Source organism: Nocardioides psychrotolerans (assembly GCF_900113685.1).
Taxonomy (GTDB): domain Bacteria; phylum Actinomycetota; class Actinomycetes; order Propionibacteriales; family Nocardioidaceae; genus Nocardioides; species Nocardioides psychrotolerans.
Genome location: NZ_FOQG01000004.1, coordinates 41,437 through 53,769 on the forward strand (window position 1 = coordinate 41,437; position 12,333 = coordinate 53,769).

The window sequence follows — 12,333 nt, forward strand, 5'->3', positions numbered from 1 at the left end:
TCACTCGAGTCTCACAGGGTCCGGCCGACCTGGACGGGCCTCGAGACGTCCCATCAGCTCGGCCCGCTCCGGGAGGTTGAAGGCGATCCCGGCATCGCGGATCTCGCACTCGCACACGACACGCTTGTCGGGGTGTTCGACCAGGCACGGCTGCACGTCCCGGTCGAGACCGACGCTGCTGTCGTCGACGAACTGCGGCGGGTGGATGCCGACGGCTGTGCTGCGACCGCCAGGCCACCGCAGCAGCACCGAATTCGTTGCGGGTGTGCACCAGGGATTGGCCCGCGAATGGGCGCGAGCGTCGTGCGTGGACAGGGGTCCGATCCAGCGGGTTGATGGTCGTGGTTCGCTCATGGTGCTTGCCATTGACCATCACCCAGGAAGGACGCCGCCGTGATCCGCAGTGTGTACGCCAACTGCACCGTCACCGATCTCAACCGTGCAGAAGAGTGGTACACCCGGCTGTTCGCTCGCGAGCCCGACGCCCGGCCCATGCCCGGCCTGATCGAGTGGCGCCTCGGCGACACCTTCGGCGTGCAGATCTGGTCCGAACCCGAGCGTGCCGGGAAGTCGTCCGTCGTGCTTGATGAGACCGATCTCGACGCTGCCGCCGCGCATGCTGCTGACGTCGGCATCCACCACGATGGACCGCAACCCGCTCGCAGTCCGTCAAGGGCCAACGATGAGTCCTCCCCACCAGCGACTACGCGCCGCGGACACGTGCACGCCTCGCGGCCGAGGAGCAGCTCATCACCGTCGTCGACCGCTACCTCGCCGGGGTCGGCACCAGGCGGGTGCGGCCGGCTCAGGAAGGCTTGGGTGCGCCTGGCCGGGCGTAGCGGACCCACGTGATCGCGACGCACATCGCGGCGAACGCGACCCCGATGTAGAAGAACGTCTCCGGCTCCATCAAGGTCAGCCCTACGCCGAAGAAGAACGGCCCGAAGGCGGCGAGTGCTGCCGTCCAGCCGATCACGCCACCGGCTTGTCGCCGCTCGAAGATCATCGGCATCTGCTTGAACGTGGACGCGTTGCCGATGCCGGCGAACAGGAAGATCGCGAGCATCCCGTAGAGGAACTTGTCGAAGTCGGCCTCGAGGGCGCTGGCGCCGGCTCCCGCGTCGGGGGACAGCTGCAGGCTCGTGTAGAGGACGGACGCCAGGATGCCGACGCCGGCGAACAGGGTCCACCGGGCCCCGCCCATCTTGTCGGTCAGCGGGCTGAACAGCACTCGGGCACCGGCGCCGATGAGCGGGCCCAGGAAGGCGAACTTGACCGGGTCGGGGATGGAGTAGCCCTCCACGAGCACCTGCGTCGTCCCGTCGGTCATGAGGCGGGCGATCTCGGCGTTGCCGCCGCCGTAGATGTTCTTGATGAGCAGGCCGAACTGACCGGACAGCCCGGCGAAGGTGCCGAAGGTCATGATGTAGAGCAGCGTCATCCACCAGGTGTCCTGGTTCTTGAAGATGTCGAACTGCTGGCGCACGTTGACCTTGATCGGGATGCTCTTGAGCATGGTCCAGGCAAGGATCGCGCCGATGATGACGAACGGAACGTAGACGTAGGTGGCGTTCTGGTACCACACGTCCCTGGGCGCCTTCCCCGGGAACGCCTCGGTCTGGGAGGCGCCGAGGAACCCGATCATCGAGAAGCCGATGATCCACGGGGTCACGAACTGGACCAGGGACACACCGAAGTTGCCCACGCCGGCCTGTACGCCCAGCGCCGTCCCCTGCATGCGGCGGGGGAAGAAGTACGACGTGCTCGGCATGAAGCCGGAGAACGCGCCACCGCCGATCCCGGACATGAACGACAGGGCCAGCAGCCAGGTGTAGGAGGTGTCCGGGTCCTGCACGGCGACGGCCCAGCCAACCAGTGGGAAGAGAAGCAACAGGGTGGTCAGCGACACCAGCCTGCGGGTGCCGAGGATCGGCGGCAGCACCATCCAGACCAGCCGCAGGAGACCGGCGGAGAGCCCGGGCAGGGCGACCAGCCAGTAGAGCTGGTTCTGGGTGAGGTCGAAGCCCAGGTTGGTGAGCTTGGGCGCCAGGGCGCTGGCGATGAACCAGGACGCGAAGGCCAGGGTCAGCGTGAACGTCGTGACGGACAGAGTCCGCCAGGCAAGCGCCTGGTCCCAGGTCTCGTCGTTCTCCGGGTCCCAGTCCTGGAGCCACTCGTTCCCGGTCCGGTTGTCCGCCTTGGCGGTGGTAGACGACGTTGACATCAGACGTGGGCCTCTCTGGTGGTGGGTTGTTCGAAGTGGTCGGCCAGCTCCGGCGACTGCTCGTGCAGCATCTGCACGACCGTGAGGTGCATCCACACGGCGCACGCAAGGGTCAGCAGGAACAGGACGAAGAACGTCGCCGACGGCAGCCCGGTCCACGCGGTCGTGTAGGCGAACAGCGGCGGGAGGAAGAACCCGCCCAGGGCGCCGAGCATGCCCACCAGCCCGCCGACGGAGCCGACCTCGGTGGGGAAGTACTCGGGGATGTGCTTGTAGACCGCGGCCTTGCCGATGCCCATGGAGCACCCGAGCAGAAAGACCAGGATGGCGAACGGCCAGAGGCCGATCGTGTAGGGGAGCACGTCGGCGGTCCCGGAGGAGGTGTGCTTCTCCGAGACCTCCACCACCACGTGCCCGTTCGGCATCATCAGGATGAAGGTCGTCACCAGCATGATGGCGAACGTCCAGTACATCACCCGGCGGGCACCGAGGCGGTCGGAGAACCAGCCGCCAACGGGCCGCAACAGGCTGGCCGGGAAGATGAAGGTTGCCGTCAGGAGCGCGGCCGTGCTGAGGGACACGTCGAAGTTGTCGACGTAGTACTTGGGCAGCCAGGCCGAGAGTGCGACGTACGCCCCGAAGACGGCGACGTAGTAGGCGCTGAACCGCCACACCCGCACCTGGCGCAGCGGGACCAGCTGTTCACGCAACGGCCGACCCGCGCCCGGCTTGCGGTCCTGGCGGGGCGTCATGGTCCAGAGGAGCACCGCCACGACGATCAGCAGCACGGCGTAGATGACCGGGATCAGTCGCCACCCACCTTCGACGAAGCCCAGGTAGGTGCCCCCTGCCGTGGTGGTGATCAGCACGGGCCCGATGAACTTCGTGACCGAGGCGCCCACGTTGCCGGCGCCGAAGACGCCGAGCGCGAAGCCCTGGTGGTGGCGCGGGAACCAGGCGGAGTTCCAGGCGATGCCGGCGGTGAACGCGTTGCCCGCGAAACCCACGGCGAAGGCCAGCAGCAGGAGCATGCCGTAGCTGCCGGCTAGCGAGATGAGGTAGGAGAAGAGCGCCGTGGCCAGCAGCAGCACCGTGAAGACCACCCGGCCACCGAACCGGTCGGCGGCAATGCCCGCCGGGAGCCGCCACAGCGCGCCGTTGAGGATGGCGACGGCGGAGAGCCAGGAGAGCTCGACGTCGGTCAGGCCGAACTCGTCGCGAATCGGGAGGCCCAGGACGCCGAACATCAGCCAGGCCGCGAACATCAGGGTGAAGGCGACGGTGGAGAGTGCGAGGACGCGACGCGCGCCGGGCGGGACGGCGGATGACGCGGGATCCGCCGGCGCGGGGCGCGGTTGTCCGGCAAGGTCAGTGGCAGGCATGGAGGCTCCGGTCGGTGACTTGGGGCCACCCCAGAGAAATGGTGACCTCAAACAGGATGGGCCACCCAGGGGGGCCTCAGAAGGGACCTTGGTCACCGGGAGGGCGGGACCAACTATCGCCATTTCTCCGGCCGACGCGCCCGGCAAAGCTTGGTCGTCGGGCGGTGCTGACAGGGCATGCGTCGTGTGCTTGCATGGGTAAAGGCCCGCGCACAAACTCTGCGGCGACAGTGAGGGAACCACGTGAGCACCGACGTCCAGCCAGAACCGAAACAGACGCAGGACGTCGGCATGGACGGGCCGATCAGCGATGCGCTCGTCCGCAGCCGCCGGTTCTTCACCAAGGGCACGGTCTCCGACGACCTGCGGACCCTGTCGAAGAAGGGCGGGCGCGAGGCCGACGACTTCTATCGCGATCGCTGGAGCCACGACAAGGTCGTCCGCTCCACCCACGGCGTCAACTGCACCGGGTCATGCTCCTGGAAGGTCTATGTCAAGGACGGGATCATCACCTGGGAGACCCAGCAGACCGACTACCCGTCCGTGGGACCCGATTCTCCGGAGTACGAGCCCCGAGGCTGCCCGCGTGGTGCGGCGTTCTCCTGGTACACCTACTCGCCGACCCGGGTCCGCTACCCCTACGTGCGCGGTGTCCTGCTCACGATGTTCCGCGAGGCGAAGGCCCAGCACGGTGGGGATCCCGTCAAGGCGTGGGAGCACATCGTCGAGAACCCGCAGCGTGCCAAGGCCTACAAGTCCGCGCGCGGCAAGGGCGGCCTGGTGCGGGCCACGTGGGAGGAGGCCGCAGAGATCGTCGCGGCGGCGCACGTGCACACGATCAAGAGGTACGGCCCCGACCGGGTCGCGGGCTTCTCGCCGATCCCGGCTATGTCGATGGTGTCGCACGCGTCGGGTGCGCGGTTCGTGAACCTGATCGGTGGCTCGATGTTGAGCTTCTACGACTGGTACGCCGACCTGCCGGTCGCCTCGCCGCAGGTCTTCGGCGACCAGACCGATGTCCCGGAGTCGGGCGACTGGTGGAACGCGGGCTACCTCATCATGTGGGGCTCCAACCTCCCGGTGACCCGCACGCCCGACGCGCACTGGATGACCGAGGCGCGCTACCGCGGCCAGAAGGTGGTCGCGGTCGCGCCCGACTACGCCGACAACGTGAAGTTCGCCGATGAGTGGCTCCCTGCCAAGCCGGGCACGGACGCCGCGCTGGCGATGGCGATGGGGCACGTCGTCCTCCAGGAGTTCTTCGTGGACCGGGACACTCCCTACTTCACCGAGTACGTGAAGACCTACACCGACCTGCCCTACCTGGTGAAGCTCGACGAGGCTGCCGACGGACAGCTCACTGCGGGGAAGTTCCTGACCGCTTCCGACCTCGCTGCGACCGATGCGGACGAGGAGAACGCCGCCTTCAAGACCGTCCTCATCGACGCGCGCACCGGGGAGCCCGTCGTGCCCAATGGCTCCCTCGGCCACCGCTTCGGCGACGCCGGTGTGGGGAAGTGGAACCTCGAGCTCGGAGACGTCGACCCCCAGCTGTCATTGCTCGAAGGGGACGGTAGCGGCTCTCCCGTGGAGACCGTGCTCGTCCGGTTCCCCCGCTTCGACACCCCTGACGGCGCAGCAGCCGACCTGCCGCGTGGGGTCCCCGTACGCCGTATCGACGGTCACCTCGTCACCACGGTGTTCGACCTGCTCCTCGCGCAGTACGGCGTCGGCCGGGACGGGTTGCCGGGGGAGTGGGCCCGCGGCTACGACGACGCGGAGTCGCCGTACACCCCTGCGTGGCAGGAGGCGATCACCGGGGTCCCGGCCTCGACCGCGGCCCGCATCGGGCGCGAGTTCGCCGCGAACGCCGAGGAGTCCAAGGGCCGCTCGATGATCGTGATGGGCGCCGGCACCAACCACTGGTTCCACTCCGACACGATCTATCGCGCGTTCCTCACCCTGACCAACCTCACCGGCTGCCAGGGCGTCAACGGCGGCGGCTGGGCGCACTACGTGGGACAGGAGAAGGTGCGGCCGATCACCGGCTACACCCAGATCGCCAACGCGCTGGACTGGAACCGGCCGCCACGCAACATGATCCAGACGGCGTACTGGTACCTGCACACCAACCAGTTCCGCTACGACCAGTTCGGCGCCGACACCCTGTCCGCCACGACCGGCAGCGGTCAGCTGGCCGGCAAGTCCACCGCCGACGTGATCGCGCAGAGCGCCCGGATGGGCTGGATGCCGTCCTACCCGACCTTCGACCGCAACCCGCTCGACCTCAGCGACGACGCGGCTGCCGCTGGCAAGCCGGTGGGGGAGTACGTCGTCGAGCAGCTGAAGTCGGGCGAGCTCGACTTCGCCGGCGAGGATCCCGACGCGCCGCAGAACTACCCGCGCATCCTGTCGATCTGGCGGGCCAACCTGCTCGGCTCGTCCGGCAAGGGCAACGAGTACTTCCTCAAGCACCTGCTCGGCACCGACTCGTCGGTGCGGGCGACCGAGACGCCGGAAGACCAGCGCCCGGTCGACGTGACGTGGCGAGACGAGGCGCCCGAGGGCAAGCTCGACCTGCTGATGACGATCGACTTCCGACAGACGAGCACCACGATCTTCTCCGACGTCGTCCTTCCGGCAGCGACCTGGTATGAGAAGCACGACCTCAACACCACCGACATGCACCCGTTCGTGCACTCCTTCAACCCGGCGATCGCCCCGCCCTGGCAGACCCGCACCGACTGGGACGCCTGGCAGACGATCGCCGAGAAGTTCAGCGAGCTCGCGGCCACGCACCTGGGTGTGCGCAAGGACGTCGTCGCCGTCCCGCTCACGCACGACACTCCCGACGCGATGGCGAACCCGCACGGCGTCGTCCGCGACTGGAAGAAGGGTGAGTGCGAGCCGATCCCGGGCGTGACGATGCCCAAGCTGGTCGAGGTCGAACGCGACTACGGCGCCGTGGCCGAGAAGATGAACGCCCTCGGCCCGCTGGTCGACACGCTCGGCGCGACCACCAAGGGCGTCACGTTCGAGCTCAGCAAGCAGGTCGACTACCTGCGAGCGAAGAACGGCGCCGTGCGAGGCGGCGTCGCCGATGGTCGGCCGTCGCTCAAGAAGGACATCAACGTCTGCGAGGCGATCCTCGCGATGTCGGGCACCACCAACGGCCACCTCGCCACCCAAGGCTTCAAGACGTTGGAGAAGCGGACCGGGGTGCGACTGGCCGATCTGGCCGCGGAGCACGAGGGCAAGCAGATCACCTTCGCCGACACCCAGGGGCCACCGGTTCCGGTGATCACGTCACCGGAGTGGTCGGGCTCCGAGACCGGGGGTCGGCGCTACTCGCCCTTCACCATCAACGTGGAGCGCAAGAAGCCGTGGCACACGCTGACGGGGCGGATGCACTTCTACCTCGACCACGACTGGATGACCGAGCTCGGCGAGGGCCTCCCGGTCTACAGACCTCCGCTCAACATGGCCGCCCTGTTCGCGGAGCCTGCCCTCGGCAACCTCTCCGACGGCTCGAACGGACAGGTCGAGGGGCTGACCGTGCGCTACCTGACGCCGCACAACAAGTGGTCGATCCACTCGGAATACCAGGACAACCTGTTCATGCTCTCGCTGTCGCGCGGCGGCCAGAACATCTGGATGAGCGACCGCGATGCAGTCAAGGTCGGGATCAAGGACAACGACTGGATCGAGGCGGTCAACCGCAACGGAGTCGTGGTGGCTCGGGCGATCGTCTCGCACCGGATGCCCGAGGGGACGGTGTACATGTACCACGCCCAGGACCGGCTCATCGACGTACCGCTCGCGGAGACGTCGGGCAAGCGCGGAGGCATCCACAACTCGCTGACGCGGCTGCTGGTGAAGCCCTCCCACCTCATCGGCGGGTATGCCCAGCTGACCTTCGCCTTCAACTATCTCGGCCCCACCGGCAATCAACGTGACGAGGTCACCATCATCCGCAAGCGAAGCCAGGACGTGACGTACTGATGAGGGTCATGGCGCAGATGGCGATGGTGATGAACCTCGACAAGTGCATCGGGTGCCACACCTGCTCGGTGACCTGCAAGCAGGCATGGACCAACCGCTCGGGCACGGAGTACATCTGGTTCAACAACGTCGAGACTCGGCCCGGCCTCGGCTACCCGCGGACCTATGAGGACCAGGAGAAGTGGAAGGGCGGCTGGGAGCTCAACAAGCGCGGCCGGATGAAGCTCAAGGGTGGTGGCCGGTTCAAGAACCTGATGACCATCTTCTCCAACCCCAAGCTGCCCTCGATCGGCGAGTACTACGAGCCGTGGACCTACGACTACTCCACGCTGACCGACGCACCCGCCCAGGAGCACACGCCGGTCGCGCGGCCGAAGTCGCTGATCAGCGGCAAGAACATGAAGATCGAATGGTCGGCCAACTGGGACGACGACCTCGGCGGCTCGACGGAGACCGCGCACCGCGACCCGATGCTCGCGAAGATCGCCGAGAAGGTGAAGTTCGAGTTCGAGCAGACCTTCATGTTCTACCTGCCACGGATCTGCGAGCACTGCCTGAACCCCTCATGCGCGGCGTCGTGTCCCAGCGGTGCGATCTACAAGCGCGAGGAGGACGGCATCGTCCTGGTCGACCAGGACAAGTGCCGTGGCTGGCGCAAGTGCGTCTCCGGCTGTCCCTACAAGAAGATCTACTTCAACCACCGCACCGGCAAAGCCGAGAAGTGCACGTTCTGCTTCCCGCGCATCGAGGTGGGCCTGCCCACCGTCTGCGCCGAGACGTGCGTCGGGCGGCTGCGCTACATCGGCCTGATGCTCTACGACGCCGACAAGGTGCTCGAGGCCGCCTCGACGGAGGACGACCACGGTCTCTACGAGGCCCAGCGCGAGGTCTTCCTCGACCCGTTCGACCCCGAGGTGATGCGTGAGGCCGAGAAGGCCGGGATCGCCCGCGACTGGATCGACGCCGCGCAACGCTCCCCGATCTATGCGTTGATCAACACCTACAAGGTGGCGCTGCCGCTGCACCCGGAGTACCGCACGATGCCGATGGTCTGGTACATCCCGCCGCTCTCGCCGGTCATCGATGTCGTGCGTGACACGGGAGAGGATGCCGAGGACAAGGGCAACCTCTTCGCCGCCATCGACGCCCTGCGGATCCCGGTCGAGTATCTCGCCGAGCTCTTCACCGCAGGCGAGGTCGAGCCCGTGGACGCCGTGCTCAAGAAGCTGGCCGCGATGCGCTGCTACATGCGCGACATCAACATGGGCCGCGATCCCGACGCCTCGATCCCGGCCGCGGTCGGGATGACCGAGGAGGAGATGTACGACATGTATCGCCTCCTCGCGATCGCGAAGTACGACGAGCGCTACGTCATCCCACCGGCGCACGCCGAGCAGGCGCACTCGCTGGAGGAGCTGTCCACCGAGTGCTCGGTCTCCGACTACGGCGGCGGTCAGCAGGACCTCTTCGGCGAGGGGTCCGGCACACCCACGCCGATCGCCGTCGAGAACTTCCAGATGCTCCAGGACCGGCAGACCTCCGACTCGCTCGCAGGCCCTGAGAACAAGGGTGCACGGGTGAACCTGCTGAACTGGGACGGCAAGGGCTCCCCGCCCGGAATGTTCCCGCCGAAGGGGCCGGACTCGTGAGCGAGCGAAGCGAGCACACCTTGAGGCGCAGCAGCGGCCGGCGTGCGAAGGCGGCACTGCCACCAGAACAGCTGACCGTCGTGTGGCAGTCGGTGTCGCTGCTCCTCGACTACCCCGACGAGGAGGTCTTGGCGCGCGCCGAGCTCGTCAGGTCGGCCTCGCTGGGACTGCCGACCGCGATCGGGGACTCGCTCCGCGCCTTCCTCGAGCACCTCGGGTCGACGCCGTTGACCGAGCTGCAGGCCGACTACGTCGAGACGTTCGACAACAGGCGGCGCTGCAACCTCTTCCTGACGTACTTCGCCCACGGCGACACGCGCAAGCGGGGGATGGCGTTGCTGCGCTTCAAGCAGACCTACCTCGGCGCCGGCTTCGAGCTGGACGACGCAGAACTGCCAGACCACCTGTGCGTCGTGCTCGAATTCGCCGCCACGATCGACCGCGACCTCGGCCGGGACCTGATGCTCGACCACCGCGCCGGGCTCGAGCTGCTGCGGCTCTCGCTCCGGGACATGCACTCGCCGTGGGCGAGCCTGATCGACGCGGTCACCGCAACGTTACCGCCGCTGCGCGGTGAGGAGCGCGACGCCGTACGCCGCCTGGCAGCCGAGGGTCCTCCCGAGGAGGAGGTCGGCCTCGCGCCGTTCGCCGCACCTCAGTTCAGTCCGGGGTCAGCCACCGGGACGGCGCCCGAGCCGACCCTGCTGCCCATGCCGTCGTTCCCGGGGGTCCGCGCATGAACCTGCTCCTCTTCGTGGTGTTTCCCTACGTCTGCATCACCGTCTTCGTGGTCGGGCACCTGTGGCGCTACCGCTACGACAAGTTCGGGTGGACCACCCGCTCGTCCCAGCTCTACGAGAACCGCCTCCTGCGCATCGGTAGCCCGCTGTTCCACTTCGGGATGCTCGGTGTCATCGGGGGCCACATCTTCGGGTTGTTGATCCCCCAGTCGTGGACCGACGCGGTGGGCATCAGCGAGCAGATGTATCACGTGGCGGCGGTCGGCGGTGGCCTGTTGGCCGGCGTCATGACCGTGGTCGGGATGGTGATCCTGATCTACCGGCGGCGAACCGTGGGACCGGTCTTCTCCGCGACGACGGTCATGGACAAGGTGATGTACGCCTTCCTGGCCGCCGCGATCGTCCTGGGCATGTGGAACACCATTGCCGGCTCGATCCTCACCCTCGGCGGGGAGTACAACTACCGGGAGGGGGTCTCGGTCTGGTACCGCTCCTTCCTTGCGTTCCAGCCCGATGCCGACCTGATGGGCGAGGCGCCGCTGGGCTTCCAGCTCCACGCCCTGGTCGCCTTCGCCTTGTTCGCGCTGTGGCCCTTCACCCGGCTGGTGCACGTCTTCAGTGCCCCGCTCGGCTACCTGACCCGGCCCTACATCGTCTACCGCAGTCGAGACGACACCAGGCTCGGCAGCCACCGCCCTCGCCGCGGCTGGGACCGGGTCGGCTGAGATGTGTGAGTACTGCGGCTGCCGGCAGGTCGTGCCGATCGGTGAGCTCATGGACGAGCACAGCGCACTGGTCGACGCGGGCCACTACGTCCGACGCGACCTGGGCGCCGGCGATCACGCAGCGGCGATGTCACGGCTCACGGATCTCATCGCCCATCTCGACCGACACGTCCGACGCGAGGAGGACGGCATCTTCCGGGCGATGCGAGAGGCCGGGGAGTTCGTCGAGGAGATCGACGAGCTGGAGGGCGAGCACCGGGACCTCGCCGAGACCATCGGTGCCCTCGACATCGACTCCGCTGACTTCGCCACGCGGGTCACGGCCCTGCTCGATGACCTCGAGGTCCATGTCGAGCGCGAGGACCTCGGGATCTTCCCGGTCTCCGTGGTGACCCTGGGGGCGAGCGGTTGGGCGATCGTGGACGACGCCCATGCCGAGTCGCCGAGCTTCCTGCACGACGCGACGCCACCAGTGCGCCCGTCCTGAGCCCGATCACCGATCGACCACCCGCAACGAGGAGAGCAGATGCAGAAAGAGTCACTGACGGCGCTGGTGCGTCACCACCTGGAGACGGCATCGACCGCGTCCAGCGGTCGCAGCGCCCACACCATCTACGGCGGGCACGAGCACGTCCTTCGCCAGACGTTGATCGCCCTCCGTGCGGGCTCGACCTTGGACGAGCACGAGAACCCGGGCGAAGCGACCCTCCAGGTCCTGCACGGACGCGTCACGCTGATCGCGGGTGAGACCAGGTGGAACGGGTCGCCCGGCGATCTCATGACCATCCCCGACTCCCGTCACTCCCTGGAGGCGGTCGAGGACTCGGCGGTCCTGCTGACGGTCGCGAAACGGAGCTGATCTGGGCAGCGTCTGCTTCGCGACGGGGTCGATCACGAACACGGCGCGGACGGCCTGGGAGGTGTCCTCGCCCGGGACCGATGGGACCAACGACCCTGCCGCGCGGAGGGGAGGGCCGCCACCATCGGAGCGTGCCTGTTGACAGAGCTCTGCCCTCCGCTGCCTGTGCGCCCGTGGACGTGTTGCTCTCCGACGGCAGCCGCGGCGTCGTACGGCGGCTGTCGCCGACCGATGGCCCGGCGTTGCACGTGCTCCACGAGAGCGTGTCCGACGAGGCCCTGCGGCTGCGCTTCTTCAGCGTGGCCCGGGTGGCGGCGCACCACTACGTGGACCATGTCCTGCGGGACCCGCGGACGCTGGCGATGGTGGCTGAGGTGGAGGGGCGACTCGTGGCCCTGGCCACGGCCGAGCCGCTGGGCGCCGACATCAGCGAGGTGGCGTTCCTGGTGGCCGACGACTTCCACGGACGCGGTCTCGGCACGCTGCTCCTGGAGCACCTGGCCGCGACGGCTTGCCGCGTGGGCATCGCACGTTTCGAGGCCGACGTGCTCCCGGAGAACCACGACATGCTGCGCGTCTTCGAGGACGCGGGGTTCGAGGTCGTACGACGGACCGACTCAGGGGTGGTCCTGGTCGAGATGAGCACCTCCGGCACCATCACGCAGAAGCAGGCGGCGGCGAAGCGTGAGCGCCGGGCTGAAGCGAAGTCGGTGTGGTCGCCGCTGATGCCCTGACCGTGGGCAGCGACCGGC

At 67.7% G+C, this 12,333-nt stretch carries 11 protein-coding genes; 7 read left to right on the forward strand and 4 right to left on the reverse strand.

Annotation, left to right across the window (positions count from 1 at the left end; all coding sequences use genetic code 11):
- From BM204_RS06205 to BM204_RS06220, 4 genes are all read right to left on the reverse strand, one after another.
- Positions 1–249 carry a hypothetical protein gene (locus BM204_RS06205; RefSeq protein WP_091111328.1) on the reverse strand — a complete coding sequence of 83 codons (249 nt, stop codon included), beginning with the start codon at positions 247–249 and terminating at the stop codon, positions 1–3.
- Between the two features lie 123 nt (positions 250–372).
- Positions 373–639: a hypothetical protein gene (locus BM204_RS22540; protein WP_170259217.1), complete on the reverse strand. Its 267-nt coding sequence runs from the start codon at positions 637–639 to the stop codon at positions 373–375.
- A 166-nt stretch (positions 640–805) separates the two neighbouring features.
- Positions 806–2,224 (reverse strand): MFS transporter, encoded by a 1,419-nt coding sequence (locus BM204_RS06215; RefSeq protein WP_091111329.1) that lies wholly within the window; start codon positions 2,222–2,224, stop codon positions 806–808.
- Complete coding sequence (locus BM204_RS06220) at positions 2,224–3,606, reverse strand: MFS transporter (RefSeq protein WP_091111331.1); 1,383 nt, start codon at positions 3,604–3,606, stop codon at positions 2,224–2,226. Before BM204_RS06220 ends, BM204_RS06215 begins: the two co-directional genes overlap by 1 nt.
- Positions 3,607–3,897: 291 nt before the next feature.
- On the opposite strand from BM204_RS06220, the gene BM204_RS06225 reads away from it, so the two are divergent.
- The 7 genes from BM204_RS06225 to BM204_RS06255 all read left to right on the forward strand — a co-directional run bounded on the left by BM204_RS06225 (position 3,898) and on the right by BM204_RS06255 (position 12,315).
- Positions 3,898–7,608 (forward strand): nitrate reductase subunit alpha, encoded by a 3,711-nt coding sequence (locus tag BM204_RS06225; RefSeq protein ID WP_091111333.1) that lies wholly within the window; start codon positions 3,898–3,900, stop codon positions 7,606–7,608.
- Positions 7,608–9,257 carry a nitrate reductase subunit beta gene (gene narH / locus BM204_RS06230; protein WP_091111335.1) on the forward strand — a complete coding sequence of 550 codons (1,650 nt, stop codon included), beginning with the start codon at positions 7,608–7,610 and terminating at the stop codon, positions 9,255–9,257. The genes BM204_RS06225 and narH overlap by 1 nt, the downstream gene beginning before the upstream one ends.
- The gene (gene narJ / locus BM204_RS06235; protein WP_246166368.1) at positions 9,254–9,997 is read left to right on the forward strand and encodes a nitrate reductase molybdenum cofactor assembly chaperone; all 744 of its coding nucleotides are present in this window, start codon (positions 9,254–9,256) and stop codon (positions 9,995–9,997) included. The genes narH and narJ overlap by 4 nt, the downstream gene beginning before the upstream one ends.
- Complete coding sequence (narI, locus tag BM204_RS06240) at positions 9,994–10,722, forward strand: respiratory nitrate reductase subunit gamma (RefSeq protein ID WP_091111336.1); 729 nt, start codon at positions 9,994–9,996, stop codon at positions 10,720–10,722. The genes narJ and narI overlap by 4 nt, the downstream gene beginning before the upstream one ends.
- Position 10,723: 1 nt before the next feature.
- Positions 10,724–11,209 (forward strand): hemerythrin domain-containing protein, encoded by a 486-nt coding sequence (locus BM204_RS06245; RefSeq protein WP_091111338.1) that lies wholly within the window; start codon positions 10,724–10,726, stop codon positions 11,207–11,209.
- A 39-nt stretch (positions 11,210–11,248) separates the two neighbouring features.
- Positions 11,249–11,581, forward strand: a complete 333-nt coding sequence (locus BM204_RS06250) for a cupin domain-containing protein (protein ID WP_091111339.1) — start codon at positions 11,249–11,251, stop codon at positions 11,579–11,581.
- Positions 11,582–11,712: 131 nt separating this feature from the next.
- On the forward strand, positions 11,713–12,315 hold the full coding sequence (locus BM204_RS06255) for a GNAT family N-acetyltransferase (protein ID WP_170259216.1): 603 nt from the start codon (positions 11,713–11,715) through the stop codon (positions 12,313–12,315).
- The last annotated feature ends 18 nt before the right edge of the window (positions 12,316–12,333 follow it).